This is a genomic window from Desulfuromonadaceae bacterium (assembly GCA_019429445.1).
Classification (GTDB): Bacteria; Desulfobacterota; Desulfuromonadia; order Desulfuromonadales; family JAHYIW01; genus JAHYIW01.
Genome location: JAHYIW010000012.1, coordinates 1 through 25,716, shown reverse-complemented (window position 1 = coordinate 25,716; position 25,716 = coordinate 1). Strand labels below are relative to the sequence as shown.

The window sequence follows — 25,716 nt, the reverse complement described above, 5'->3', positions numbered from 1 at the left end:
GATAGTACTCCTTGTTCACCAGCTCGATTTGATCACGCCGGGGATTTTGCCTTCAGACGCCAGTTTTCGCAGACAGATCCGGCACATATTGAATTTACGATAATAGGCCCGCGGACGTCCGCAGAGCGGACAGCGGTTATTTTGTCTTACTTTGAACTTCGGCGTCCGCTGTGCCTTGAGTATCATTGATTTTTTCGCCACTATTTCCTCCGCTACTCTTCTTATTTACGGAAGGGCATGCCAAGACTGGAGAGTAACGCACGGCCACCCTCATCATTCCCAGCCGATGTGACGACGGTCACATTAAGCCCTTTAACCTTATCAATTTTTTCCAGATCAATTTCCGGAAAAATGATCTGTTCCTGGATCCCCATGGTGTAGTTGCCACGCCCATCAAACCCCTTGGGCGAAACCCCCTTGAAGTCACGGACGCGCGGCAGGGCGACATTGATCAAACGATCCAGGAACTCATAAGCACGTTCGCGACGCAGGGTCACCATGCAACCGATCGGCATCCCCTCTCGCAACTTGAATTGAGCGATCGAACGTTTAGCGCGGGTAATCACAGCTTTTTGCCCGGTAATCAAGCCGAGTTCTTCAACCGCAGACTCCAGCACCTTGATATTCTGAATGGCCTCCCCGAGCCCCATATTGACAACAACTTTGTCAATTCTGGGAACCTGCATCACGTTCTTCAGTTGCAGGCCACCCATCAATTTGGGTGCCAGTTCAGTCCGATATTTTTCCATTAATCTGGCCATGAAGCTACTCCGTTACTTATCGACGATTTCATTGCACTTCTTGCAGAAGCGTACCTTGCCGCCATCGTCAAGAATGCGGACTCCGGTGCGAGTCGGTTTATTACACGCCGGACACACCAATTGAACATTGGATACGGCCATCGGTGCTTCCTTCTCAATAATACCGCCCTCATTATTCGACTGTGTCGGACGGGTGTGACGCTTGACCACGTTCAGGTTTTCCACCATAACGCGTTCTTTTTCAGGAATCACCTTCAGTACGCGCCCGGTTTTCCCTTTATCTTTACCCGCTATAATCATCACCATGTCATCTTTTTTGACATGAAGCTTGATTGCCGCCATTGTAATCCGTCTCCCAACTTGTATTAAAGAACTTCCGGTGCCAGTGAAACGATCTTCATAAAACGCCGGGCTCGCAATTCACGAGCAACCGGACCGAAAATACGCGTACCGACCGGTTCCCCTGCGGCGTTAACAACGACCGCAGAGTTTTTGTCAAAACGTATGTAGGAGCCATCAGGGCGACCAACTTCTTTCGCCGTTCTTACGATGACTGCCCGCACAACATCACCCTTTTTTACTTTTGAATTGGGCATTGCTTCCTTGACGGAGCAGACAATTATATCCCCAATGCCTGCATACTTGCGTTTCGACCCGCCAAGTACTTTGATACAGCAGAGTTTCCGAGCACCGGAATTATCCGCCACATCAAGCATGGACTGCATCTGAATCATGGCTGATATCTCCTAAACAATGACGTTCTTTTCAAGAATTTCGCGCACCCGCCAACGTTTGTCACGTGACAACGGACGGCATTCAACAATCAGAACCTTGTCACCGATTCCGCAGTTATTCAATTCGTCGTGCGCTTTATACTTGGTTCGCCGTTTGATATATTTCTTGTAAATCGGGTGTTTGGCCAGTTGATCGACGTTAACAACCACGGTCTTGTCCATTTTGTCACTTACGACAATCCCGACTTGGGTCTTCCGATTGCCTCGCTCTTGTGCCATCTTCATCCTCACGCTTCCGCTTCACCCTGCTTCTTGCGAAGCACGGTTTTAACCCGAGCAATATCTCGTCTCACCTGAGAAATCCGGGCGGTGTTTTCCAAATGTCCGGTATGGAGCTGAAAGCGGAGATTGAACATCTCCTGGTGCAGCTCCTGCTCCTTCTTATTCAACTCGGAGGTACTGAGTTCATTCATTTCATTAACCTTCATGACCTAGCTCCTCCCTGGCCACAAACTTGGTCCTGACCGGAAGTTTATGTGCCGCAAGACGCAACGCCTCGCGTGCGATTTCCTCCGTAACACCCTGCATTTCATAAAGTATGACCCCGGGCCGGATCACAGCAACCCAACTGTCAGGAGATCCTTTACCTTTCCCCATCCGTGTTTCGGCGGGCTTGCTGGTCAATGGTTTATCGGGAAACACGCGAATCCAAATCTTACCCCCCCGTTTTATATAACGGGTCATGGCACGACGAGCTGCTTCAATCTGGCGGGAAGACAGCCAACCACAGGTCAACGCCTGCAGACCATAGTCGCCGAAAGTCAATTCGACACCGCCGGGAGCAGCTCCGGTCATGCGCCCCTTGAACTGCTTTCTATGTTTAACCTTTTTAGGCATTAGCATGACAGAAAACTCCTATCCAATCTTACTGCTGCTCACGCTGCAGAACTTCACCTTTGAAAATCAGAACCTTGACCCCAATAATTCCATAGGTGGTTTTTGCTTCAGCAAATCCGTAATCAATATCCGCGCGGAGGGTGTGCAAGGGCACCCGGCCCTCACGATACCATTCAGTGCGACTCATTTCTGCACCACCAAGGCGACCGGCACAATTGATCTTGATCCCTTGAGCTCCGAATTTAAGCGCCTGTGTCACACTCTTTTTCATCGCCCGACGGAACGCCACCCGCCGCTCCAGTTGCAACGCTACGTTCTCCGCAACCAGTTGAGCATTAACTTCAGGTTTACGAACTTCCTGAATATTGATGAAGACCTCTTTATCGGTAATTTTGGCCAGGTCGCGCTTCAGCGCTTCAACCTCAGCACCTTTTTTGCCGATAATAATTCCTGGTCGGGCCGCAAAAATATTCAATTTTGCCTTATTTGCAGCGCGTTCAATTTCTATCTTGGCAATTCCGGCGTGAAAAAGTCGCTTCTTCAGATAATCGCGAAGCTTGATATCCTCATGCAACAACGCAGCGTAATCTTTTTCAGCGTACCAGCGCGAGTCCCAGGTACGAATGACCCCCAGACGGAAGCCTATTGGGTGAACTTTCTGGCCCAAACCTACACCTCCTCAACTATCTCTCATCCAGAACCACAAAAATGTGGCTGGTTGGTTTACGGATACGGGTTGCTCGACCTTGAGCACGCGGCATAAAACGCTTGAGTGCTGGGCCCTGATCCACAGTGATTGTTTTCAGGTAAAGACGGTCAACATCAGAGACCCCGCTCTGTTCCGCGTTCGCAACTGCAGAATTAACCAACTTTGTCAAAACCGGCGCCGCTTTTTGCGGTGAAAACCGGAGAATATTTAACGCCTCCTGGACCTGTTTGCCACGTACCATGTCGGCAACCAGCCGCGTTTTCTGCGCGGACATCCGGACGTATCTCAATTTTGCTTTCGCTTCCATGAAATCGGCTCCTTACGGACTTACTTGCGCTTGCTTTTCTTGTCCGCCCCGTGACCGTAATAGGTCCGTGTCGGTGCAAATTCACCTAATTTGTGACCAACCATGTTTTCCGTCACAAAGACCGGAATAAACTTGCGTCCATTGTGGACGGCAAAGGTCAGCCCGACAAACTCGGGGAGAATGGTCGATCGCCGCGACCAGGTCTTGATCACTTTATGGGATCCGGCACTGGTTGCATCAACCTTCCGCGCCAGACTTTCTTCAACGTAAGGACCTTTTTTGATAGATCTCGACACTGTTGTCTCCTTACTCTACCGCTTTATTTTGTTCTTTTACGTACAATGAACCGATCCGTACGCTTGCTAGAACGTGTCTTATAACCTTTAGTCGGCACACCCCAGGGAGTGACCGGATGACGTCCACCAGAACTTTTACCCTCACCACCGCCGTGCGGGTGATCGACCGGGTTCATCGCAACACCGCGCGATTGAGGACGCTTCCCGAGCCAACGATTACGACCGGCCTTACCAATCTTGACATTCTCATGATCAGTATTGCCAACCTGGCCAATCGTTACCCGGCATTCCTGCATCACCAGACGAACCTCGCCAGAGGGCAGGCGAAGCTGAGCATATTTCCCCTCTTTAGCTGCAATCATCGCATAAGTTCCGGCACTGCGCGCCAACTGCCCTCCCTTGCCCGGCTTAAGCTCGATGTTATGAACCCAGGTGCCCAGCGGAATCGAGCGAATCGACATGGCATTGCCAGGCTTGATATCAGCCTGTTCGCTGGTGATCACGGTAGTCCCGACATCCAGGCCAACCGGAGCAAGAATGTAGCCTTTTTCTCCATCTGCATAAACCAGAAGAGCAATACGTGCACTGCGGTTCGGGTCATACTCAATCGAAGCAACTTTGGCCGGGACATCAGCTTTGTCGCGACAAAAATCGATAATCCGATATTTGCGTTTGTGACCGCCGCCGGTGTGCCGCTTGGTAATCCGGCCATAGTTATTACGCCCGCCAGTTTTGCTCAGCGGTGCCAACAACGACTTTTCAGGCGTGGTCTTGGTAATTTCCTCAAAAGTCGAGCTCGTCATGTTGCGACGGCCCGGCGAGGTCGGTTTATACTTTTTGATCGCCATTATAGAAACTCCGTATCACTTAAAATAGAGTTCGTCTCTTACACGCCGAAGAAATCGATATCGCCGTCTGCCAAAGTGACGTATGCTTTCTTCCAGTTCGAACGCTTACCAAAATTGCGCCCGACACGCTTTCTTTTGCCAGCCACCAGAACGGTATTCACGTTCTTGACCTTGACATCAAAGGCCTTTTCAACGGCTTGTTTGATCTCGATTTTGTTGGCATCAAGCGCAACCTCAAAGGCTACCACTTGTCCAATTTCTTTTTGCTCATTGGTTTTCTCGGTAATGAGAGGTTTTTTGAGTATCTGATGTAGCTGCTTCATGATCCCAATGATCCTTCCAAACGCTCAATGGCCGCTTCAGTAATAACCAAATTGCCATATTTGAGCACGTCATAAACATTCACCCCATCCGCGCGCAGAACCTTCACATGAGGAAGGTTGCGGGCGGAAAGCTCAATCTTCACATCCGCTTCATCGATCACAATCAAAGCGTTTTGAAGTTCAAAGCGTTTCAATACCTCGGCAAACGCCTTGGTGCTGATCGTTTCAAGTTCAATTGTGTTTAACACCGTGAGCTTCTCACCCTTGACCCGCGCGGAAAGGGCACTGCACAGTGCCGACTTTTTCACCTTGCGGTTCAATTTAAACCTGTAGTCACGCGGTTTGGGGCCAAAAGCAACGCCCCCGCCGACAAAGTGAGGGGCACGAATAGTCCCCTGGCGGGCGTTACCGGTGCCTTTTTGTTTATAAGGCTTCTTGCCGCCACCACGCACCTCACCACGACTCTTGGTCGATGAGGTCCCCTGACGACGTGCGGCCAGTTGATAGCGGACCATGTCATGAATCAGATAACCCTTGACGTCGGCGCCGAAGACAGCATCGGCCAGCTCACGCTCAGAGACCTGATTGCGTTGAATATCGTAAACTGCTACTTTTGCCATGATTATCTCCTGAACGTCGTGTCGCGCTTACTTGACGCTCTTGCTACTTTTACGAATCATCACTATGCCATTTTTTGACCCAGGGACAGCACCCTTAATCAATACCAGATTTTGCTCAGCACGAACTTCAACGACCTGAAGGTTTTGTGTCGTCACCCGTACGTTGCCCATCTGGCCAGGCATCTTTTTCCCTTTGAACACGCGACTTGGCCAGGCACTACAACCAATTGAACCGGGTGCACGATGAAAATGTGAACCGTGCGAACCGCGTCCGCCGGAGAACCCCCAGCGTTTGATGACCCCCTGGAACCCCTTCCCCTTACTGGTTCCAGTCACATCAACCTGTTCACCAACACTTAAAAACTCACCGCAGGTAATCTCGTCGCCAACCCGGTAATTATCAGCTTCATCGACAGGAACTTCACGAAGAAACTTAAATGCCCCCTTACCGGCCAACTGGAAATGCCCAGCTTCCGGCTTGCTGACGCGCTGCTGGAGTTTCGTTTGAAATCCAAGCTGGAGAGCATTATAACCGTCACGTTCCACTGTCTTTTTCTGTACAATGACACAGGGTCCGGTTTCAACAACCGTCACCGGAACACGCTTGCCATCAGCAGTGAAAACCTGAGTCATACCAAGTTTTTTTCCCAGAATTCCATTTACCATTGTCTGTACCTTTATGCTCTATCGTCAACAGATGTCGCTAGAGTTTAATTTCGACGTCCACACCAGCAGAAAGATCGAGTTTCATCAACGCATCAACCGTCTGCTGAGTCGGTTCAAGGATATCGAGCAGACGCTTGTGAGTCCGCATCTCAAACTGCTCACGACTCTTTTTGTCCACATGAGGCCCGCGCAGCACACAATACTTATTGATGATTGTGGGGAGCGGAATCGGACCAGCAACCCGTGCACCGGTGCGCTTTGCTGTATCCACAATTTCACTTACCGACACATCAAGAAGCTTATGATCATAAGCCTTCAAGCGAATTCTAATTTTCTGATTCGACATAATTCTTCCTCATATTACTCAATAATCTTGGCAACAACGCCGGCGCCGACGGTACGGCCACCTTCGCGAATCGCAAAGCGCAGCCCTTCGTCCATTGCGATCGGGGTGATCAGGTCGACCGTCATGGCGACATTATCGCCCGGCATGACCATCTCGATTCCTTCAGGCAGCTCGCAAATCCCGGTCACATCGGTGGTCCGGAAGTAAAACTGCGGACGATAGCCCTTGAAGAACGGGGTGTGACGGCCACCTTCTTCTTTGGTCAGAATATAGGCCTCGGCACCGAACTTGGTGTGCGGGGTGATGCTGCCGGGCTTGGCCAGAACCTGACCACGCTCGATGTCTTCGCGCTTGACGCCGCGCAACAGAATCCCGCAGTTGTCTCCCGCCTGCCCTTGATCAAGCAGCTTGCGGAACATCTCGACGCCGGTGACAACCGATTTGGCGGTCGCCTTCATCCCGACGATTTCGACTTCATCCTGAACCTTGATGACGCCGCGCTCGACCCGACCGGTGGCAACCGTACCACGCCCGGAGATCGAGAAGACGTCTTCAACCGGCATCAAAAACGGACGGTCAATGGCGCGCTCCGGCTCGGGAATGTAGCTGTCAACGGCGGCCATCAATTCGAGAACCTTGTCTTTGCCGATGGCATCATCGCGCCCTTCAAGAGCGGCCAGGGCAGATCCGGCAATGATCGGAATATCGTCGCCGGGAAAATCGTAGGACGACAGCAGTTCGCGGACTTCCAGCTCGACCAGCTCCAGCAGCTCTTCGTCGTCAACCATGTCGGCTTTGTTCAAAAAGACCACCATGGCCGGGACACCGACCTGACGAGCCAGCAGGATATGCTCACGGGTCTGGGGCATCGGACCGTCGGCGGCGGAACAGACCAGAATCGCGCCGTCCATCTGCGCGGCACCGGTGATCATGTTCTTGACATAGTCGGCGTGGCCGGGGCAGTCAACGTGTGCGTAGTGACGATTTAAAGTTTCGTACTCGACGTGGGCGGTGGCGATAGTAATCCCGCGCTCACGCTCTTCCGGGGCGTTGTCGATGGCGTCAAAGGCTTTGAATTCACCTTTGCCGGTCAGCTCCATCAAAACCTTGGTGATGGCGGCGGTCAGTGTCGTCTTGCCATGGTCAACGTGACCGATCGTCCCAATATTGACGTGGGGCTTTGTTCTCTCAAATTTTGCTTTGGCCATGCCTGAACCTCTTTCCGACTATTTATTACTCTCGGGAAATGTAGTTAACCCTTGATTTTTGCGATAACTTCTTCAGCAATTGCCTTCGGTACCTGCTCGTAGTGCTCAAATGTCATCGTATAGGTCGCGCGCCCCTGGGTGGCGCTGCGCACATCGGTCGCATATCCGAACATATTGGACAGCGGCACCTGCGCCTTGATGACCTGGGCATTACCGCGTGATTCCATTCCCATGATACGCCCGCGACGACTGTTCAGATCGCCAATCACGTCACCCATATACTCTTCAGGAACGACGACCTCGACGGCCATGATCGGTTCCAGCAAAACCGGACCGGCTTTCTTGGCCCCTTCCTTGAAACCCATCGAACCAGCAATCTTGAATGCCATCTCCGAAGAGTCAACATCATGATAGGAACCGTCAAAGCAGGTAACCTTGACGTCGGCAATCGGAAACCCTGCCAGGACACCATTCTCAGAGGCCTCACGCGCCCCCGCACCGACGGCAGGAATATATTCACGCGGAATAACCCCGCCTTTAATGGCGTCGATAAACTCAAATCCGGCACCGGGCTCCTGCGGCTCGATACGCAACCAGCAGTCGCCGTATTGCCCACGGCCACCTGACTGACGCACAAACTTGCCCTGCACTTCAACCGACTTGGTAATCGTCTCGCGATAAGCCACTTGCGGCTGACCGATATTCGCTTCGACCTTAAACTCACGCTTCATCCGGTCAATGATGATCTCAAGATGCAGCTCACCCATCCCCGAGAGGATCGTCTGTCCGGTTTCTTCATCAGTAAAGATAGTCAGGGATGGATCTTCCTGTACCAGCTTAGCGATCGCAGCACCCATCTTCTCCTGATCACTCTTGGTCTTCGGTTCAACCGCAATACTGATAACCGGTACCGGGAAGTCCATCGACTCCAGAAGACAGGGTTGCTTGATATCACACAGGGTATCACCGGTCGTCGAGTACTTGAGGCCGACCGCTGCGGCGATATCACCAGCGTAAACCTGTTTGATTTCTTCACGCTTGTTGGCATGCATCTTCAGCAGGCGACCGAAACGCTCTTTTTTATCTTTATTGGCATTCAGCACATGCGCGCCAGACTCAGCAACACCGGAATAGACGCGGAAGAAAGTCAACTGCCCGACAAACGGGTCAGACATGACCTTGAATGCCAGCGCGGCAAACGGTTCTTCATCTGACGCGGGGCGCGTTAACTCCTGCGTTCCATCCGTCGTCGTTCCAGGAATTGCGGGAACATCGAGCGGAGAAGGCATGTAGTCGATAACCGCATCCAACAACGGCTGTACGCCCTTGTTCTTGAATGCCGAACCACAGAGCACCGGATTGATTTCAAGATTGATTGTTGCGCGACGAATCCCGGCTTTAACCTCAGCGATGCTCAACTCCTCGCCACCGAGATATTTCTCCATCAACGTTTCATCGTTAGAGGAAATTTCTTCGAGTATGACTTCACGAGCAGCAGCAACTTCGTCGGCCATATCGGCAGGGATTTCAGCAATTTCGAACTCGGCACCCATCGATGCATCGTCATAGATAATTGCTTTCATCTCGACCAGATCGACAATCCCGGTGAAATAATCTTCTTTGCCGATAGGCAGCTGAATGGGAACGGGGTTGGCACCAAGACGGTCTTTCATCATCTGCACGCCATGCATAAAATCGGCACCGATGCGATCCATCTTGTTGACAAAGGCAATACGGGGGACATGATACTTGTCAGCCTGACGCCAGACGGTCTCAGACTGGGGCTCAACGCCGCCGACGGAACAGAAAACCGCTACGGCACCATCAAGCACTTTAAGGGAGCGCTCTACTTCGATAGTGAAGTCAACGTGTCCGGGGGTATCAATAATATTGATGCGATGGTCTTTCCAGAAACAGGTTGTTGCAGCAGAGGTGATGGTAATCCCACGCTCCTGCTCCTGCTCCATCCAATCCATGGTCGCCGCACCATCATGGACTTCGCCAATCTTGTGCGAGACACCGGTATAATAAAGCACCCGTTCTGTCGTGGTGGTTTTACCGGCATCAATATGGGCCATGATGCCTATATTACGCGTTTTATTTAATGCAACTTGACGTGCCACGGTATTCTAATCTCCCGCTAAAAGCGTTCGCTTTATTGATTACCAGCGATAATGAGCAAACGCCTTATTGGCCTCAGCCATGCGATGCGTGTCATCTTTTTTCTTCACCGATGCGCCACGATTGTTAGACGCATCAAGGAATTCTCCAGCCAGTCGTTCGCGCATCGATTTCTCACCACGCTTGCGTGCGAAGGTGATGATCCAACGCGTTGCCAAAGCATCACGGCGGCTGTAACGCACCTCAACGGGAACCTGATAGGTAGCACCACCGACACGGCGGGAACGAACCTCAAGCACCGGACGAACATTTGCGAGTGCCTTCTTGAAAACCTCAAGAGCATCCTCACCCGTCCGTTCTTCAACCAGACTCAAAGCTCCGTAAACGATCTGCTCGGCGACACTCTTCTTGCCGTCCAGCATCAGGTTGTTCATAAATTTAGCGATCAATCGATCGTTGTATTTCGGATCAGGAAGAATCTCCCGCTTTGCAACCACTCTTCTTCTTGGCATAACGTCCTCTCAGCCCGTCTTGTTACTTCGGCCGCTTGGCTCCGTACTTGGAGCGGCTCTTCATACGATTTTTTACACCGGCAAGGTCAAGAGCCCCCCGCACAATAGTGTAGCGCACGCCCGGCAAGTCCTTTACCCGGCCACCACGAATCAACACCACCGAGTGCTCCTGAAGATTGTGCCCGACACCCGGAATATATGAAGTTACAACCATTCCGTTGGTCAAACGAACCCGGGCAACTTTACGCAAAGCTGAGTTCGGTTTCTTCGGAGTCGTCGTATAAACCCGCGTACATACTCCGCGCTTCTGAGGATTACCCTTTAGCGCAGGCGTGGTCGATTTCTTTTCTTTTTTCTGGCGTCCATTACGGATCAACTGATTTATTGTCGGCATTAAACTACTCCCGAATCACTTTGTCTTCACTTATCAAAAGAGCGTTTGTTCCCCAGAGGAAAACTCGCCGAATCTATCAACCCGGCGGGTCGTTGTCAAGCGCTTTTTTTTATTTATGCGCTTTTTCTTCCCGGGTGGCACTACTCCTCAGAAACCACACCCTGATCCGCCTCTACGGCATCCAGATCAAGGTCAACATCCTCTTCTTCAACCAACGGATCATCCAGATCATCCAAGATATCAAGCCCTTCGATCCGCACGACCTCCTCCGCGCGTTCTTCCGGCTCCTCAATCAGCAGGGTTGCACTTCGATACTTGGCGACCCCGGTTCCCGCCGGGATCAGACGACCCATAATGACATTCTCCTTGAGCCCCCGCAGATAGTCAACCTTGCCGGCAATCGCCGCCTGCGTGAGAACCTTGGTCGTTTCCTGAAACGATGCTGCCGAGATAAAGGACTCAGTCGACAGAGATGCCTTCGTGATTCCCAACATCAACGGCTCACCGACTGCCGGTTGACCATCATCGTTCATTACGCGCTGGTTCTCCAGTTCAAACTCAATCCGGTCAACCTGGTCATCGAGCAAGAATTTGGTATCACCAACCTGCTTGATACTCACCCGGCGCAGCATCTGACGAACGATCGTCTCAATGTGCTTATCGTTGATTTTGACCCCTTGCAGGCGGTAAACCTCCTGAACTTCGTCAACCAGGTATTTCGCCAGCTCCTTTTCACCAAGAACACGCAGAATATCGTGAGGGTTACTTGAACCATCCATCAGCGCCTCACCGGCCTTGACATAGTCGCCTTCATGAACGCTGATATGCTTGCCCTTCGGAATCAGATATTCCTTGCTCTCGCCAAGATCAGGGGTAACGACGACTTTCCGTTTGCCTTTCGAATCTTTGCCAAAAGACACGACCCCGTCAATTTCGGAGATAACCGCGAACTCTTTCGGCTTGCGTGCCTCAAAAAGCTCGGCGACGCGCGGCAGACCACCAGTAATATCCTTGGTCTTGGTCGTTTCCCGCGGAATTTTCGCCAGGATATCCCCGGCGCTGACCAGATCACCCTCGGAGACTGAAATATTGGCGCCAACCGGGAGCATATAACGCGCGGGAGCGCCATTACCCAGTTTTGCTGTCTTGCCGTCCTCCCCCTTCAGGGTCAGTCGAGGCCGTTTGTCAGCATCTTTGTACTCGACAATAACCTTGCGTGACAGCCCGGTAACCTCGTCAACCTGCTCCTCCATGGTGGCGCCTTCGAGGATATCGCCAAAACGGACAAGCCCCGGAATCTCGGTCAGAATCGGAATGGTGTACGGGTCCCACTCCGCCAGCAAAGCAGCGGGTTTCACCGGACCGTTTTCAGCGATCCGCAACACGGCACCGTAAACCACCGCGTAACGTTCGCGCTCGCGACCGGTTTCGTCAACCACCGCTATTTCGGCGTTACGGTTCATGACAACATGGAGACCATGGCTGTTGACGACCGTACTGAGGTTGATGTATTTGAGTGTCCCCTCAAAACGTGCTTCGAGTGATGTTTGCTCGGCCTTTCGTGACGCCGTCCCGCCAATATGGAAGGTCCGCATCGTCAACTGGGTTCCAGGCTCACCAATCGACTGGGCAGCAATGACTCCGACCGCCTCGCCGAGGTTAACCAGGTGACCACGAGCCAGATCACGCCCGTAACAGGAGGCACAAATACCACGACGGCTTTGACATGTCAGCACCGAACGGATGGACAGTTTTTCCAGACCTGCTGTCTCAATCTTCTTGACCAGATCTTCGTCGATTTGCTGATTGGCTTCGACCAGAACCTCGCCGGTCACCGGATCAAGAACATCGTCCAGTGTGGTTCGACCAAGGATGCGATCGCCCAACGGCTCGATAACTTCGCCCCCTTCAGTAAGCGACGAAACGGTAATACCGTCGATTGTCCCGCAATCTTGTTCAGTAATAATAGCATCCTGGGCGACATCAACCAGTCGACGCGTCAGATAACCGGAGTTAGCCGTCTTGAGCGCGGTGTCAGCCAGACCTTTACGTGCGCCGTGTGTCGAAATGAAGTACTGCAGAACGGTCAGACCTTCACGGAAGTTCGCGGTAATCGGTGTCTCGATAATTTCACCGGAAGGCTTGGCCATCAATCCCCGCATCCCTGCGAGCTGACGAATCTGCTGGGCGCTACCACGAGCTCCAGAATCAGCCATCATGTGGATAGCATTAAACGACGGGATCTTGATCGTGGTCTTGCCATCCGGCGACACCATTTCATCGACCGACAAGTCGCCAAGCATCGTTCCGGCAATATCTTCCGTACACTTGGCCCAGATATCGATAACCTTGTTATAACGCTCACCGTCGGTGATCAGACCTTCAGTGTACTGCTGCTGAATTTCTTTAACCTCACCGACTGCGGCAGCGATAAATGCCCCCTTACTCTCCGGAATAACCATGTCATCAAGACAGATCGAGATACCGGCGATCGTCGAATAGCGGAAACCGGTTTCCTTGAGGCGGTCGGCCAGGATAACGGTCGCCTTGTTGCCCGCCAGGCGGAAACACACGTCAATCAATTCGGCGACATGTTTCTTGGTCATGACCTTATTGACCCATTCAAACGGAATCTCCGCCGGAATGACTTCGCGCAACAACACCCGCCCGACCGTCGTTTCAATGCGCTCAACCGGCGTTCCTTGCGCGGCGGGCATTCTCACGATAATTTTGGCCTGCAGATCGGCTTCCCCCGCATCGAACGCGATCCGGACCTCTTCCGGTGAAGAAAAAATCTTCCCTTCGCCGGCAACGAAAGCCCGATCGCGGGTCATGTAATAGATGCCGAGAACCATGTCCTGTGAAGGGACGATGATCGGCTTACCGTTCGCCGGCGACAGAATATTATTCGTCGACATCATCAGAACCCGCGCTTCAATCTGACTTTCGATTGACAACGGCAGGTGAACCGCCATCTGGTCACCGTCAAAATCGGCATTGAATGCGGTACAAACCAGCGGATGAAGTTGTATCGCCTTCCCCTCGATCAATACCGGCTCGAACGCCTGGAATCCAAGGCGGTGCAAGGTCGGCGCGCGGTTGAGCATCACCGGGTGCTCCTTGATAACCTCCTCCAGCACGTCCCATACTTCGGTTTTTTCCTTTTCCACCATCTTTTTGGCACTTTTGATCGTGGTACAAAAGCCTTTTTCTTCCAGCTTGTTGTAGATAAACGGCTTAAAAAGTTCGAGTGCCATCTTTTTGGGCAGCCCGCACTGGTGGAGTTTCAATTCCGGTCCGACGACGATAACTGAACGCCCGGAATAATCGACCCGTTTACCCAGCAGGTTCTGCCGGAAACGCCCGCCTTTCCCCTTGAGCATATCGGAGAGCGACTTCAGCGGGCGCTTGTTCGGACCGGTGATCGCCCGACCACGACGGCCATTATCAAACAGGGCATCAACCGATTCCTGCAACATGCGCTTTTCATTGCGGATAATGACTTCGGGAGCGCGCAGCTCCATCAGGCGTTTAAGGCGGTTATTACGGTTGATCACCCGCCGATAAAGATCGTTCAGATCGGACGTCGCAAACCGACCGCCATCGAGCGGAACCAGTGGTCGCAACTCAGGCGGCAGGACCGGGAGCGTTTCGAGGATGATCCATTCGGGGCGATTGCCACTTTCGCGAAACGCTTCAACGACCTTGAGCCGCTTTGACAACTTTTTACGGCGCGCCTCGCTGGTCGCCTCTTTCATCTCCTCGCGCAAAGCTGCACCCAACGTCTCAACATCGATCGCACTGAGTAGCTCGCGAATCGCTTCCGCCCCCATTCCGGCACTGAACTGACCGGCATATTCATCCATCAGCTCGCGATACTTGTCTTCACTGAGAATCTGACCGTCAAGCAGCGGCGTATCACCCTTATCAAGAACCACGTAAGCTTCAAAATAAAGAATCTTTTCCAGCTCCTTGAGCGTCATGTCAAGGAGCGTACCAATCCGTGACGGCAATGACTTCAGGAACCAGATATGGGCAACGGGACAAGCCAGGTCAATATGACCAAGACGCTCGCGGCGCACCTTGCTCGGGATAACTTCAACCCCGCACTTCTCGCAGACAATCCCGCGGTGTTTCATCCGCTTGTACTTGCCGCAATTACACTCGTAATCCTTGGTCGGACCGAAGATCTTCGCGCAGAACAGTCCATCACGTTCCGGCTTAAAGGTACGATAGTTAATCGTTTCCGGTTTTTTTACTTCACCGAAAGAACGTTCCCGAATCTTTTCCGGCGAAGAAATCGACAGCCGGATTGCATTGAAATTCAAAGCATCATTCGGTCGATCAAAGAGGCTGAAAATATCTTCCACAGCGCATCCTCCTTATAGGATGGTGGTTATTCTTCTTCCAGAAGTTCGACATCAAGACAGAGCGACTGAAGCTCTTTTATCAAGACGTTAAACGACTCCGGCAATCCCGCTTCAAGAGTATGCTTGCCCTTGACGATGGCTTCATAAATTCGTGTCCGCCCGGCAACATCATCCGACTTGACGGTCAGGAACTCCTGCAAAGCGTGCGCGGCACCATAAGCCTCCATCGCCCAGACCTCCATCTCACCCAGGCGCTGGCCGCCGAACTGTGCCTTGCCGCCCAGCGGCTGTTGCGTCACCAGACTGTAAGGGCCAATCGACCGGGCATGAATCTTGTCGTCAACCAGGTGATGGAGTTTGAGAACATACATGATACCGACCGTGATCTGTTCCTTAAACGCGATTCCGGTCTTGCCGTTGTAGAGCGTCATCTGCCCTGAACTTTTAAAACCGGCCTTGACCATCTCGCCCTTCATCTGTTCTTCACTGACCCCTTCAAAAACCGGCGAGGCCATCGGCACGCCGTTCGCCAAGCGCTTTGTCAGTGCACGAATCTCATCATCATCAAGCCCGTCGATAAACTTGTTGAGACTCTTGTCATCATAAATCTCCTTGACTTTCGTCTTGAGCTTTTTGACGTTGAATTCTGCATCAAGCATCGCCTGAATCTGTTTTCCCAGCCCCCAGGCCCCCAGACCGAGGTGGGTTTCCAGAATCTGTCCGACGTTCATCCGTGAAGGGACCCCGAGCGGGTTGAGGACGATCTCAACCGGTGTGCCATCTTCCATGTAAGGCATATCCTCCACCGGCAAAACACGCGACAGGACACCTTTGTTACCGTGGCGCCCGGCCATTTTGTCACCCACCTGGAGTTTGCGTTTAATGGCGATATACACCTTGACCATCTTAATAACACCCGGCGGCAGGTCGTCACCACGCTTGAGCTTTTCAATTTTGTCGGCAAAGACGCTTTTAATGACTTCTTCCCGCTCGGCAAGACGCAGAAACAGGTTTGCCACCCGATCTTCAGTCTCTTCATCATCCTCCAGCGAAATTTCCTGCCAGCGGCGGAACGGCACTTTTTCAAGCAGTTCCGCGGTCAGTTTCTTGCCTTTTGGCAACAGTGTTGCCCCTGACTCATCAGTAATGACAACGGCTGACTTGCACCCGAGCAGCATGTTGAGTAATTTGCTCTTGGCTGAATCGCGGATGATGTTGATTTCGTCACGCTGATCCTTGATCAGTTTTTCGATATCGGCATTTTCGATCAACTCGGTACGACTGTCTTTGTCCGCACCTTTGCGCGAAAAGACCTGCGCGCCGATAACCACCCCCTCGACCCCGGGTGGCACGCGCAACGACGTATCACGAACATCACCGGCCTTTTCTCCGAAGATGGCCCGCAACAGTTTCTCCTCCGGAGAAAGTTGCGTCTCCCCTTTCGGAGTGATTTTGCCAACCAGAATATCGCCGGGCTTGACCTCGGCACCGATACGAATGATCCCGCTCTCGTCCAGATCTTTCAGCGCATCTTCCCCCAGATTGGGAATATCGTCAGTAATTTCTTCCTTGCCGAGCTTGGTATCGCGTGCGACCCCCTCAAACTCCTCAATGTGAATCGACGTATAACGATCCTCCTTGACCAGCTTTTCGGAAATCAGGATCGAGTCTTCAAAGTTATACCCTTCCCACGGCATGAATGCGACCAGCACATTCTGGCCCAGGGCCAGTTCACCCCAATGGGTTGAAGGACCGTCAGCAATCATCTCGCCGCGCTTGACCTGGTCGCCAACCTTGACGATCGGTTTCTGGTTCAAACAGGTATTCTGATTGGAGCGAATAAACTTGGTCAGGTTGTAGATATCAACCCCGGTACCGGTCTCATCGTCTTCTTTTTCGTCAATCTTGACCACGATCCGGCTCGCATCGACTTTCTCAACGATCCCGCTGTGACGTGCAACCACTGCCGCGCCAGAGTCGTGAGCAACAATCCGCTCCATCCCGGTTCCTACCAGGGGGGCATCGGCGCGCAGCAGGGGAACCGCCTGACGCTGCATGTTCGAACCCATCAGCGCCCGGTTGGCATCATCATTTTCCAGAAAAGGGATCAACGACGCTGCAACTGACACCAATTGCTTCGGCGAAACGTCCATCAGGCTGATATCCTCACGGTTCATCAACATGAATTCGCCGTCTTTACGCGCATTAACCAGTTCATTAACAAAGTTTCCCTTGGCATCAAGGGGGGCATTCGCCTGCGCGATCGCGTGACGTTCTTCCTGCAGCGCGGAAAAATACTTGATCTCAGTTGTCGCCTGCCCCTCCTTGACGATGCGGTAAGGCGTTTCGACAAAGCCATATTCGTTGATCCGGGCGTACGTCGAAAGTGATGCAATCAAACCGATATTCGGGCCTTCCGGCGTTTCGATCGGGCACATCCGGCCATAGTGGGTCGGGTGTACGTCACGCACCTCAAAGCCGGCCCGTTCACGCGTCAGACCACCAGGTCCAAGGGCGGAAAGGCGTCGTTTATGCGTAATTTCAGAGAGTGGATTGGTCTGATCCATAAATTGTGACAGTTGCGACGAACCGAAAAACTCCTTAACCACCGCTGAAACTGGCTTGGAATTGATCAGGTCATGCGGCATCAGGCTGTCGATCTCTTGCAAACTCATCCGCTCCTTGATCGCCCGTTCCATCCGCACCAGGCCGACCCGATACTGATTTTCCAGCAATTCACCAACGGCCCGCACCCGGCGGTTACCGAGGTGATCGATATCATCAATCGACCCGTTACCGTTACGCAGATTGATCAGGTAACGAACCACTTCGAGGATATCTTCCTTGGTGAGGGTGGCGTGCTCAAGGGGGGTATCAAGGCCCAGCTTGAAATTTATTTTAAGGCGACCGACAGCTGACAGATCATAACGCTCGGCATTGAAAAAGAGGCTTTCAAAGAGTGCGGTCGCGCTGCGAATGGTCGGCGGATCACCGGGGCGCAGCCGCCGGTAAATCTCGATCATCGCGTCTTCAGGGGTCTGGACCTTGTCGATCAGCAACGTTTCACGCAGGTACGGGCCGACATACATATGATCGATAAACAGGACCTTGATCGAGTTAATCCCCCGCTCTTTAAGCTGAAGCAGCTTATCGGCGGTCAATTCCTCATTGCATTCAATGACGACTTCACCGGTCGATTCATCAACAATATCCGTCGAAGTGATACGCCCGAAGAGGTCCTCCTCCAGACACGGGACAAATTCGACACTGCGCTCAACAAGTTTGCGCACCGCTGCTTTGGTGATCTTGCGGTTCGCTTTAACAATGACTTCGCCGTCATCATCGACAATATCGACGGTGGCACGCTGACCGGTCAACAACTCCGGGTTGGAGCGTTTCATATAATTATCGCCGTCGAAAACAATCTCCTCAACCTGATAGTAAATATTGAGAAGTTCTTCGGCTGAATATCCCAGCGCTTTGAGCAGGACAGTAGCCGGAAGCTTGCGACGGCGGTCTATACGTACATAAAGAATATCTTTGTGGTCAAAATCAAAGTCCAGCCAGGAGCCGCGATAAGGAATCACCCGGGCGTTATAAAGAATCTTGCCACTGGAATGGGTTTTGCCCTTGTCATGGTCATAGAATACACCGGGGGAACGGTGCAACTGACTGACGATAACCCGCTCGGTGCCGTTAATGATAAAAGTGCCATTCTCGGTCATCAGCGGAATTTCGCCAAAATAGACTTCCTGCTCCTTGATGTCACGAATCGACTGCCCGCCGGATTCTTTGTCAACATCCCAGGAAAGCAGGCGCACCCGCACCTTCATCGGTGCGGCAAACGTCATGCCGCGTTGATGGCACTCCTCAACGTCATATTTCGGCGTCCCCAGCGAGTACGAGACATATTCCAAGGAGCTGGTTTCACTAAAATCACGAATCGGAAAGACTGAACGGAAAACGGCCTCCAGACCGATATTCTGGCGCGCTGACGAGGGCAGCTCGGCCTGCAAAAAACGTCGGTAGGAATTCTTCTGGATATCGATCAGGTTCGGAATATCAATAATTTTCTTGATATCATCGAAGTGCTTCCGCAGCATCTGGTTATTCGCAATCGAATAAGCCATGTTGTCTCCTTTGAGTATCGAAAGTAGAATAGCCAAGGCCGCTAAGAGCGACCTTGGCTAGAGATGATGCTATAGGGAAAATGTTACTTGAGCTCAACGCTTGCGCCGGCTTCCTCAAGCTGCTTCTTGAGTTCTGCGGCTTCGTCCTTCGACACCCCTTCTTTAACCGTTTGCGGGGCGCCATCAACCAGATCCTTGGCTTCCTTGAGCCCCAGACCGGTCACTGTACGTACCACCTTGATGACATTGATTTTTTTGTCGCCAGCAGCGGTCAAAACAACGTCAAACTCGTCTTTTTCTTCCGCAGCGGCTTCGCCACCGGCGGCAGGAGCGGCGACAACGGCAACTGGCGCAGCGGCAGAAACGCCAAACTTTTCTTCGAGTTCCTTGACCAGTCCAGCCAGCTCCAGAACGCTCATGTTTTCGATAAATGCAATCACTTGCTCTTTGGTAATGTCAGCCATGATGAATCCTCCGTATTTTTTGATCTATTCGTATCGAGATAAAGTTAATAAGCGATGCTGCCTCAAGCAGCTTTTTGTTCCTGAATGGCACCGAGAACCTGTACCAGAGAACGCGGTATAGCGGCCAGCACGCCGACGAAATTCGACACCGGCGCATTGAGCGAGCCGAGCATGTTTGCCAGCAGTTGGTCGCGGCTCGGCAGGTCTGCCAAAGCTTTGATGTCATCAACCGAGAGCAGTGTCCCGTTCAGAACACCCACCTTTAATTCAAAAGCAGTGTTAGCTTTGGCGAAGTCGGACAACACCTTGGCCGGTGCTACCGGATCATCCAGCACAATCGTCAATGATGTCGGACCGGCAAGGTACTCGTCGAGGCACTCCATGTCGGTCCCGCGTGAAGCCAGTCGCAACAGCGTGTTTTTAACAACACTGTACTCAACTCCGGTCGCACGCAACTTGCCACGCAAATCATCTGCCTGCTCAACCGTCAACCCGCGATAGTTCGTCAAGAAAGCGGCTTGCGCTTTTTTGAGCTTTTCGGAGAATTCAGCGACAACCTGTTCTTTCGTTGTTCTGTTCAATGTCTCTCCTCCTTTCTTGGAAATTTACAGGATCTTGCGAATCCCGTCCCAGTCAGAGGAGCCTGACTATCAATCGTCATCAGTCCTCCAGCCTCGGCAGGCAAATTTAAATGCTCCGGGAGCACACCTGCTGTCTTTGACCGGGTTACAACAGTCACCATGACTGTTTGATCAATGGTTAATTATTTCAGCAGTGCCTGAACGGTGGGGATGTCAATAGCGACACCAGGGCCCATCGTACTGGAAACGCTGATTTTTCGCAGATAAGTACCTTTGGCCGTCGACGGTTTCGCCTTGATCAAGGCATCAACCAGAGACAACAGGTTTTCCTGCAGCTTGTCAGCGTCAAACGAAACCTTTCCGACCGGCGCGTGAACGATACCCGCTTTTTCAACGCGATACTCGATCTTGCCCGACTTAGCTTCATTTACCGCGCGAGCAACTTCAAAAGTCACGGTGCCGACCTTGGGATTCGGCATCAGGCCACGCGGACCAAGAACACGTCCAATCTTGCCGACGGTTCCCATCATATCCGGTGTGGCAATGGCGGTATCAAATTCGAACCAGCCTTCTTTAATCTTCTCGACCAGATCATCCCCGCCAACGAAATCAGCGCCCGCTTCCTGCGCTTCGAGGGCTTTTTCCCCCTTGGCAAAAACCAGTACGCGAATCGTTTTACCGAGACCATTGGGGAGCACGACTGCACCACGAACCATTTGATCGGCTTTGCGGGGATCAACCCCAAGACGCACACAAACGTCCACCGTTTCATCAAATTTAGCAAAAGACACATCTTTAACCAGACTGATTGCTTCAGCGACGTTGTACGCCACCGCCCGATCAACTTTTGCCTTTGCTGCGCTGTGTTGTTTTCCTACCTTAGACATTTATCCAACTCCGATCCTACAGAGATTTAAACGACTTCAAGGCCCATACTGCGTGCAGTACCCTCAATGGTCTTCATGGCCCCTTCGAGATTATACGCGTTCAGGTCAGGCATTTTAAGCTTGGCAATTTCAGCAATCTGATCTTTGGTGATTTTGCCCACCTTGTCCTTGTTCGGCACACCGGACCCTTTGGGGATCTTTGCGGCCTTCATCAGCAGCACCGCCGCCGGCGGTGTTTTGGTGATGAACGAAAATGAACGGTCTGCATAAACTGTAATGACGACCGGAGTAATCATCCCGTCCTCACCCTGGGTTTTGGCATTGAATGCCTTGCAGAATTCCATGATGTTGACTCCGTGCTGACCGAGCGCGGGGCCGACCGGGGGCGAAGGGTTCGCCTTGCCTGCGGGGATCTGCAACTTTATTAATCCAATAACCTTTTTGGCCATGAGCTACTCCTTATTTTATCTGCTACCAGATCAACTGGTTTTTTCAACTTGTATAAATTCAAGCTCAACCGGCGTCACACGACCAAAGATACTGACCATAACTTTCAGCTTGGCTTTATCCGGTTTCACATCCTCGACCACTCCGGTGAAGTTAAGAAACGGCCCGTCAACGACACGCACGGTCTCCCCAACTTCGAATTCAACTTTCGGCTTCGGATGTTCAATCCCCTCCTCCATCCGACTGGTAATCTTGGCAACCTCGGCATCAGGAATCGAGGGGGGAGTGTTGCCACCACCGACAAAACCGGTCACCTTGGCCGTCCCCTTGACGACATGCCAGGTCTCGTCATTAAGCTCCATCTGCACCAGGATATATCCGGGGAAGAACTTGCGCGTTGATGTGCGCCGCTCACCGTTCTTTAGCTCGACGACCGTTTCGGACGGAATCAGCACTGCACCGAACATGTCCTCGACCCCCAAAGAGCGAATCCGCTCCTCAAGACTGAGTTTAACCTTGCTTTCAAATCCGGAGTAAGTATGCACTCCGTACCACTTCATCGTCATTGATCTACGCTTCCTTGCCGAATCAGCTCAGCAGATAACGAACAATCCGCGACAACGCGGAATCAACGAGCCAGAGAAATACAGCTACGGCCATTACCAGCGCAATAACCACCAGCGTTGAGCCGTAAGTATCGTTGCGCGTCGGCCATGTCACCTTCTTCAGCTCACCTTTAACGTTGGTGAGAAAATCGGTGGTCTTGTCAGTCACTATATCAATCCTCCATGAAGGATTTACTCGCATATTTAAATTGGCAGGCCAGGAGGGATTCGAACCCCCAACACCCGGTGTTGGAGACCGGTGCTCTAGCCGTTAGAGCTACTGGCCTGCACGAGAAAAACTTGCCGTACAGCCGCTACTTGGTTTCCTTGTGCGGCGTGTGCTTACGGCAGAACCGGCAATACTTGCTGAACTCAAGCTTGTCCGGAGTGTTCCGCTTGTTCTTGGTTGTCGTGTAGTTTCGCTGCTTGCACTCAGTACAGGCAAGGGTAACAATGTCCCGCATAATATGTTCCTAATCAGGCCCTCTTCGCCGCAACGAAGAGGGCGTGCCTTTCAAGCCAGTTACTCAATAATTTTGGCAACAACGCCGGCGCCGACGGTACGGCCACCTTCGCGAATCGCAAAGCGCAGCCCTTCGTCCATTGCGATCGGGGTGATCAGGTCGACCGTCATGGCGACATTATCGCCCGGCATGACCATCTCGATTCCTTCAGGCAGCTCGCAAATCCCGGTCACATCGGTGGTCCGGAAGTAAAACTGCGGACGATAGCCCTTGAAGAACGGGGTGTGACGGCCACCTTCTTCTTTGGTCAGAATATAGGCCTCGGCACCGAACTTGGTGTGCGGGGTGATGCTGCCGGGCTTGGCCAGAACCTGACCACGCTCGATGTCTTCGCGCTTGACGCCGCGCAACAGAATCCCGCAGTTGTCTCCCGCCTGCCCTTGATCAAGCAGCTTGCGGAACATCTCGACGCCGGTGACAACCGATTTGGCGGTCGCCTTCATCCCGACGATTTCGACTTCATCCTGAACCTTGATGACGCCGCGCTCGACCCGACCGGTGGCAACCGTACCACGCCCGGAGATCGAGAAGACGTCTTCAACCGGCATCAAAAACGGACGGTCAATGGCGCGCTCCGGCTCGGGAATGTAGCTGTCAACGGCGGCCATCAATTCGAGAACCTTGTCTTTGCCGATGGCATCATCGCGCCCTTCAAGAGCGGCCAGGGCAGATCCGGCAATGATCGGAATATCGTCGCCGGGAAAATCGTAGGACGACAGCAGTTCGCGGACTTCCAGCTCGACCAGCTCCAGCAGCTCTTCGTCGTCAACCATGTCGGCTTTGTTCAAAAAGACCACCATGGCCGGGACACCGACCTGACGAGCCAGCAGGATATGCTCACGGGTCTGGGGCATCGGACCGTCGGCGGCGGAACAGACCAGAATCGCGCCGTCCATCTGCGCGGCACCGGTGATCATGTTCTTGACATAGTCGGCGTGGCCGGGGCAGTCAACGTGTGCGTAGTGACGATTTAAAGTTTCGTACTCGACGTGGGCGGTGGCGATAGTAATCCCGCGCTCACGCTCTTCCGGGGCGTTGTCGATGGCGTCAAAGGCTTTGAATTCACCTTTGCCGGTCAGCTCCATCAAAACCTTGGTGATGGCGGCGGTCAGTGTCGTCTTGCCATGGTCAACGTGACCGATCGTCCCAATATTGACGTGGGGCTTTGTTCTCTCAAATTTTGCTTTGGCCATGCCTGAACCTCCCTTTTTAATTACCCTTTTAGCAATTTTTTATTCCGGCCCGCAGCGCGAACCAATCAACGATAAGGAGCAACAATATAGACTTTTTTTCGTGATGTAACTCCCCGCACCGACAAACAGATGGAGCCCACAACCAGAGTCGAACTGGTGACCTCATCCTTACCAAGGATGCGCTCTACCAACTGAGCTATGTGGGCAACTCATCTATCTGTTCAACGAAGGATTGACGCATTTAAAATGGAGCGGGAAACGGGACTCGAACCCGCGACCCTCAGCTTGGAAGGCTGACGCTCTAGCCAACTGAGCTACTCCCGCTCAAAAACTATCTGTAGCGCTATGGACGCTCCAGAGATCGACGACCAGTACTGACGACCGACACAACAGGTCTCCTGGGGTAATCGCATCCGCTGGTTTGTCCGGCGTGTTAATAAAAATGGTGGAGGGGGGAGGATTCGAACCTCCGAAGTCTACGACGGCAGATTTACAGTCTGATCCCTTTGGCCACTCGGGAACCCCTCCAGGGGACGCGTTCTCGTTTTTATTCAGTTTTTTTATTTCATGGACGTTGCCGCCCGTCAGCTCAATGGAGCTGGCGACAGGAATTGAACCCGCAACCTGCTGATTACAAGTCAGCTGCTCTACCTATTGAGCTACGCCAGCACAGAGGGCGTTATATACACCAGCAATCAGTCGATTGCAAGGAAAATATTCGCCTTTTTGCCGCGCGGACACCGTATATATACCGGCAGATATTCGCTTGTCAATATTTTTCCGGAAGAATATACAGCGGACCGTAACGACAGACTCAGTTGGTGCGTTTGACCCGCCGACCATCGAGAACCCACTGCTGCAGACCACCCCTGACCATGACGACATCTGTGTAGCCTTGTCCGGTCAGATATTTCACGGCGGTGGCAGAGCGTTTTCCTTTCAGACAGATCACCACAATCTTCTTGTCCCTGGGGATTTCTGCGAGGCGGGAATTCAGCTCATCAAGAGGGATGTGTACCCGTTTTGCATTATCGATATAGAACTTGTGGGCATCTTCATTGAGATTAATATCAACCAGAGTGATGTCGTCGTTAGCCAGCATGCTTGCCAGCTCACCGGTCGAGATCTTTTTGACCGCAACATCGGGCAGCGGTTTGACCGTGACCATTGGATAACCGGCTGCCTGCCAGGCCGGAATGCCTTCTCGGAAGGCATAGACATTCTTATACCCCAGTTCGACAGCTTTTTCCGCAGCACGCCAGGAAGCAACACACGTGGTTCCCAGACAGTAGAAAACCAGCTTTCTGTTTTTATCCGCAGGCAGATCAGTCGCCAGCTTATCCATAACGATATTTACAGACCCCTTGATGTGCTTGTTATCGAATTCGATAGGACTCAGCGGGAACACCACCAGAGCCCCCTCCTTCTCCATTAAGGCTTTGGTCTCTGCCGCATCGATCTCCTGGTATCCCCCTGCGGCAAGTGCAGTGGTTGAAGTTAACAGGACTGAAAGAAATCCGACCAACACCATCAACAGCAGTTTACGCATTTTTTGACCTCCATACAGAGTTACATTTTAATTATTGGCGAAAGTTAATTTTGCATAATGTGAGCCTCCTGTAAAGGTATATTCGAAAAGCCAAAGGGTAACAGTTTAGTCCCCTTTGCATGTGCCGACGCAAGCATGCCACGAGATTGCCGGGGCGTGCTCGCTCCGGATCCGCACTGCTCAAATCTGAAACCATTTACTGCCGTGGAGTTTTCTTCTGCCGA

30 protein-coding genes and 5 tRNA genes are annotated in these 25,716 nt (G+C 52.3%); all 35 read right to left on the bottom strand.

Annotated features, from left to right (window positions below):
* Nucleotides 1-15 precede the first annotated feature (15 nt).
* Nucleotides 16-201 (bottom strand): type Z 30S ribosomal protein S14, encoded by a 186-nt coding sequence (locus K0A93_06290; GenBank protein ID MBW6511711.1) that lies wholly within the window; start codon nucleotides 199-201, stop codon nucleotides 16-18.
* A 20-nt stretch (nucleotides 202-221) separates the two neighbouring features.
* Nucleotides 222-761, bottom strand: coding sequence for a 50S ribosomal protein L5 (gene rplE, locus K0A93_06285; GenBank protein ID MBW6511710.1), 540 nt, complete (start codon nucleotides 759-761; stop codon nucleotides 222-224).
* Nucleotides 762-773: 12 nt separating this feature from the next.
* Entirely contained in the window at nucleotides 774-1,103 is a 330-nt protein-coding gene (rplX, locus tag K0A93_06280; GenBank protein ID MBW6511709.1) for a 50S ribosomal protein L24, read from the bottom strand.
* Nucleotides 1,104-1,126: 23 nt separating this feature from the next.
* The gene (rplN, locus tag K0A93_06275; GenBank protein MBW6511708.1) at nucleotides 1,127-1,495 is read right to left on the bottom strand and encodes a 50S ribosomal protein L14; all 369 of its coding nucleotides are present in this window, start codon (nucleotides 1,493-1,495) and stop codon (nucleotides 1,127-1,129) included.
* Between the two features lie 12 nt (nucleotides 1,496-1,507).
* On the bottom strand, nucleotides 1,508-1,774 hold the full coding sequence (gene rpsQ, locus K0A93_06270; protein MBW6511707.1) for a 30S ribosomal protein S17: 267 nt from the start codon (nucleotides 1,772-1,774) through the stop codon (nucleotides 1,508-1,510).
* An 8-nt stretch (nucleotides 1,775-1,782) separates the two neighbouring features.
* Nucleotides 1,783-1,983, bottom strand: coding sequence for a 50S ribosomal protein L29 (gene rpmC, locus K0A93_06265; protein ID MBW6511706.1), 201 nt, complete (start codon nucleotides 1,981-1,983; stop codon nucleotides 1,783-1,785).
* The gene (gene rplP / locus K0A93_06260; GenBank protein ID MBW6511705.1) at nucleotides 1,973-2,398 is read right to left on the bottom strand and encodes a 50S ribosomal protein L16; all 426 of its coding nucleotides are present in this window, start codon (nucleotides 2,396-2,398) and stop codon (nucleotides 1,973-1,975) included. Before rplP ends, rpmC begins: the two co-directional genes overlap by 11 nt.
* A 22-nt stretch (nucleotides 2,399-2,420) precedes the next feature.
* Entirely contained in the window at nucleotides 2,421-3,059 is a 639-nt protein-coding gene (gene rpsC, locus K0A93_06255; protein MBW6511704.1) for a 30S ribosomal protein S3, read from the bottom strand.
* A 16-nt stretch (nucleotides 3,060-3,075) separates the two neighbouring features.
* The gene (rplV, locus tag K0A93_06250) at nucleotides 3,076-3,408 is read right to left on the bottom strand and encodes a 50S ribosomal protein L22 (GenBank protein ID MBW6511703.1); all 333 of its coding nucleotides are present in this window, start codon (nucleotides 3,406-3,408) and stop codon (nucleotides 3,076-3,078) included.
* A 20-nt stretch (nucleotides 3,409-3,428) separates the two neighbouring features.
* Nucleotides 3,429-3,704 (bottom strand): 30S ribosomal protein S19, encoded by a 276-nt coding sequence (gene rpsS, locus K0A93_06245; protein ID MBW6511702.1) that lies wholly within the window; start codon nucleotides 3,702-3,704, stop codon nucleotides 3,429-3,431.
* A gap of 23 nt (nucleotides 3,705-3,727) precedes the next feature.
* The gene (gene rplB / locus K0A93_06240) at nucleotides 3,728-4,552 is read right to left on the bottom strand and encodes a 50S ribosomal protein L2 (GenBank protein ID MBW6511701.1); all 825 of its coding nucleotides are present in this window, start codon (nucleotides 4,550-4,552) and stop codon (nucleotides 3,728-3,730) included.
* A gap of 38 nt (nucleotides 4,553-4,590) precedes the next feature.
* Nucleotides 4,591-4,875: a 50S ribosomal protein L23 gene (locus K0A93_06235; GenBank protein ID MBW6511700.1), complete on the bottom strand. Its 285-nt coding sequence runs from the start codon at nucleotides 4,873-4,875 to the stop codon at nucleotides 4,591-4,593.
* Nucleotides 4,872-5,495, bottom strand: a complete 624-nt coding sequence (gene rplD, locus K0A93_06230) for a 50S ribosomal protein L4 (protein ID MBW6511699.1) — start codon at nucleotides 5,493-5,495, stop codon at nucleotides 4,872-4,874. The genes K0A93_06235 and rplD overlap by 4 nt, the downstream gene beginning before the upstream one ends.
* Nucleotides 5,496-5,522: 27 nt before the next feature.
* Entirely contained in the window at nucleotides 5,523-6,161 is a 639-nt protein-coding gene (gene rplC, locus K0A93_06225; GenBank protein ID MBW6511698.1) for a 50S ribosomal protein L3, read from the bottom strand.
* Between the two features lie 37 nt (nucleotides 6,162-6,198).
* On the bottom strand, nucleotides 6,199-6,507 hold the full coding sequence (gene rpsJ / locus K0A93_06220) for a 30S ribosomal protein S10 (protein MBW6511697.1): 309 nt from the start codon (nucleotides 6,505-6,507) through the stop codon (nucleotides 6,199-6,201).
* A gap of 14 nt (nucleotides 6,508-6,521) precedes the next feature.
* A complete protein-coding gene (tuf, locus tag K0A93_06215) occupies nucleotides 6,522-7,715 on the bottom strand; it encodes an elongation factor Tu (protein MBW6511696.1) in 1,194 nt (397 codons plus the stop codon).
* A 44-nt stretch (nucleotides 7,716-7,759) separates the two neighbouring features.
* A complete protein-coding gene (gene fusA / locus K0A93_06210) occupies nucleotides 7,760-9,838 on the bottom strand; it encodes an elongation factor G (protein MBW6511695.1) in 2,079 nt (692 codons plus the stop codon).
* Nucleotides 9,839-9,877: 39 nt separating this feature from the next.
* The gene (rpsG, locus tag K0A93_06205; protein ID MBW6511694.1) at nucleotides 9,878-10,348 is read right to left on the bottom strand and encodes a 30S ribosomal protein S7; all 471 of its coding nucleotides are present in this window, start codon (nucleotides 10,346-10,348) and stop codon (nucleotides 9,878-9,880) included.
* Nucleotides 10,349-10,370: 22 nt separating this feature from the next.
* Entirely contained in the window at nucleotides 10,371-10,742 is a 372-nt protein-coding gene (rpsL, locus tag K0A93_06200; GenBank protein MBW6511693.1) for a 30S ribosomal protein S12, read from the bottom strand.
* Nucleotides 10,743-10,882: 140 nt separating this feature from the next.
* Nucleotides 10,883-15,112 (bottom strand): DNA-directed RNA polymerase subunit beta', encoded by a 4,230-nt coding sequence (gene rpoC, locus K0A93_06195; GenBank protein MBW6511692.1) that lies wholly within the window; start codon nucleotides 15,110-15,112, stop codon nucleotides 10,883-10,885.
* A gap of 26 nt (nucleotides 15,113-15,138) precedes the next feature.
* On the bottom strand, nucleotides 15,139-19,242 hold the full coding sequence (rpoB, locus tag K0A93_06190; protein ID MBW6511691.1) for a DNA-directed RNA polymerase subunit beta: 4,104 nt from the start codon (nucleotides 19,240-19,242) through the stop codon (nucleotides 15,139-15,141).
* 83 nt (nucleotides 19,243-19,325) lie between these two features.
* A complete protein-coding gene (rplL, locus tag K0A93_06185) occupies nucleotides 19,326-19,706 on the bottom strand; it encodes a 50S ribosomal protein L7/L12 (GenBank protein MBW6511690.1) in 381 nt (126 codons plus the stop codon).
* A gap of 62 nt (nucleotides 19,707-19,768) precedes the next feature.
* Nucleotides 19,769-20,287 carry a 50S ribosomal protein L10 gene (rplJ, locus tag K0A93_06180; GenBank protein ID MBW6511689.1) on the bottom strand — a complete coding sequence of 173 codons (519 nt, stop codon included), beginning with the start codon at nucleotides 20,285-20,287 and terminating at the stop codon, nucleotides 19,769-19,771.
* A gap of 182 nt (nucleotides 20,288-20,469) precedes the next feature.
* Entirely contained in the window at nucleotides 20,470-21,174 is a 705-nt protein-coding gene (rplA, locus tag K0A93_06175) for a 50S ribosomal protein L1 (protein ID MBW6511688.1), read from the bottom strand.
* Between the two features lie 26 nt (nucleotides 21,175-21,200).
* Nucleotides 21,201-21,623, bottom strand: a complete 423-nt coding sequence (gene rplK / locus K0A93_06170; GenBank protein MBW6511687.1) for a 50S ribosomal protein L11 — start codon at nucleotides 21,621-21,623, stop codon at nucleotides 21,201-21,203.
* A 30-nt stretch (nucleotides 21,624-21,653) separates the two neighbouring features.
* Nucleotides 21,654-22,187, bottom strand: coding sequence for a transcription termination/antitermination protein NusG (nusG, locus tag K0A93_06165; GenBank protein ID MBW6511686.1), 534 nt, complete (start codon nucleotides 22,185-22,187; stop codon nucleotides 21,654-21,656).
* Nucleotides 22,188-22,209: 22 nt separating this feature from the next.
* Entirely contained in the window at nucleotides 22,210-22,428 is a 219-nt protein-coding gene (gene secE / locus K0A93_06160) for a preprotein translocase subunit SecE (protein MBW6511685.1), read from the bottom strand.
* Nucleotides 22,429-22,436: 8 nt separating this feature from the next.
* Nucleotides 22,437-22,513 (bottom strand) — tRNA-Trp (locus tag K0A93_06155).
* Nucleotides 22,514-22,540: 27 nt separating this feature from the next.
* Nucleotides 22,541-22,690, bottom strand: coding sequence for a 50S ribosomal protein L33 (gene rpmG, locus K0A93_06150; protein ID MBW6511684.1), 150 nt, complete (start codon nucleotides 22,688-22,690; stop codon nucleotides 22,541-22,543).
* A gap of 59 nt (nucleotides 22,691-22,749) precedes the next feature.
* A complete protein-coding gene (gene tuf / locus K0A93_06145; GenBank protein ID MBW6511683.1) occupies nucleotides 22,750-23,943 on the bottom strand; it encodes an elongation factor Tu in 1,194 nt (397 codons plus the stop codon).
* Between the two features lie 130 nt (nucleotides 23,944-24,073).
* A tRNA-Thr gene (locus K0A93_06140) sits at nucleotides 24,074-24,149 on the bottom strand.
* Between the two features lie 41 nt (nucleotides 24,150-24,190).
* Nucleotides 24,191-24,267: transfer RNA gene (locus K0A93_06135), tRNA-Gly, on the bottom strand.
* A gap of 119 nt (nucleotides 24,268-24,386) precedes the next feature.
* Nucleotides 24,387-24,471, bottom strand: a tRNA-Tyr gene (locus tag K0A93_06130).
* 65 nt (nucleotides 24,472-24,536) lie between these two features.
* Nucleotides 24,537-24,612 (bottom strand) — tRNA-Thr (locus K0A93_06125).
* 145 nt (nucleotides 24,613-24,757) lie between these two features.
* A complete protein-coding gene (locus tag K0A93_06120) occupies nucleotides 24,758-25,492 on the bottom strand; it encodes a rhodanese-like domain-containing protein (protein MBW6511682.1) in 735 nt (244 codons plus the stop codon).
* Nucleotides 25,493-25,716 lie beyond the last annotated feature (224 nt).

Coding starts and splice junctions, on each gene's coding strand:
- rplL (MBW6511690.1), bottom strand. CDS start 19,706: ATGGCTGACATTACCAAAGAGCAAGTGATTGCATTTATCGAAAACATG.
- rplK (MBW6511687.1), bottom strand. CDS start 21,623: ATGGCCAAAAAGGTTATTGGATTAATAAAGTTGCAGATCCCCGCAGGC.
- rplX (MBW6511709.1), bottom strand. CDS start 1,103: ATGGCGGCAATCAAGCTTCATGTCAAAAAAGATGACATGGTGATGATT.
- secE (MBW6511685.1), bottom strand. CDS start 22,428: ATGCGAGTAAATCCTTCATGGAGGATTGATATAGTGACTGACAAGACC.
- rplN (MBW6511708.1), bottom strand. CDS start 1,495: ATGATTCAGATGCAGTCCATGCTTGATGTGGCGGATAATTCCGGTGCT.
- K0A93_06235 (MBW6511700.1), bottom strand. CDS start 4,875: ATGAAGCAGCTACATCAGATACTCAAAAAACCTCTCATTACCGAGAAA.
- K0A93_06120 (MBW6511682.1), bottom strand. CDS start 25,492: ATGCGTAAACTGCTGTTGATGGTGTTGGTCGGATTTCTTTCAGTCCTG.
- rplP (MBW6511705.1), bottom strand. CDS start 2,398: ATGCTAATGCCTAAAAAGGTTAAACATAGAAAGCAGTTCAAGGGGCGC.
- rpmC (MBW6511706.1), bottom strand. CDS start 1,983: ATGAAGGTTAATGAAATGAATGAACTCAGTACCTCCGAGTTGAATAAG.
- rpsJ (MBW6511697.1), bottom strand. CDS start 6,507: ATGTCGAATCAGAAAATTAGAATTCGCTTGAAGGCTTATGATCATAAG.
- rplC (MBW6511698.1), bottom strand. CDS start 6,161: ATGGTAAATGGAATTCTGGGAAAAAAACTTGGTATGACTCAGGTTTTC.
- rpmG (MBW6511684.1), bottom strand. CDS start 22,690: ATGCGGGACATTGTTACCCTTGCCTGTACTGAGTGCAAGCAGCGAAAC.
- tuf (MBW6511696.1), bottom strand. CDS start 7,715: ATGGCCAAAGCAAAATTTGAGAGAACAAAGCCCCACGTCAATATTGGG.
- rpsL (MBW6511693.1), bottom strand. CDS start 10,742: ATGCCGACAATAAATCAGTTGATCCGTAATGGACGCCAGAAAAAAGAA.
- rpsG (MBW6511694.1), bottom strand. CDS start 10,348: ATGCCAAGAAGAAGAGTGGTTGCAAAGCGGGAGATTCTTCCTGATCCG.
- rpsQ (MBW6511707.1), bottom strand. CDS start 1,774: ATGGCACAAGAGCGAGGCAATCGGAAGACCCAAGTCGGGATTGTCGTA.
- rplV (MBW6511703.1), bottom strand. CDS start 3,408: ATGGAAGCGAAAGCAAAATTGAGATACGTCCGGATGTCCGCGCAGAAA.
- rpoB (MBW6511691.1), bottom strand. CDS start 19,242: ATGGCTTATTCGATTGCGAATAACCAGATGCTGCGGAAGCACTTCGAT.
- rplA (MBW6511688.1), bottom strand. CDS start 21,174: ATGTCTAAGGTAGGAAAACAACACAGCGCAGCAAAGGCAAAAGTTGAT.
- nusG (MBW6511686.1), bottom strand. CDS start 22,187: ATGACGATGAAGTGGTACGGAGTGCATACTTACTCCGGATTTGAAAGC.
- rplB (MBW6511701.1), bottom strand. CDS start 4,552: ATGGCGATCAAAAAGTATAAACCGACCTCGCCGGGCCGTCGCAACATG.
- rplE (MBW6511710.1), bottom strand. CDS start 761: ATGGCCAGATTAATGGAAAAATATCGGACTGAACTGGCACCCAAATTG.
- rplD (MBW6511699.1), bottom strand. CDS start 5,495: ATGGCAAAAGTAGCAGTTTACGATATTCAACGCAATCAGGTCTCTGAG.
- tuf (MBW6511683.1), bottom strand. CDS start 23,943: ATGGCCAAAGCAAAATTTGAGAGAACAAAGCCCCACGTCAATATTGGG.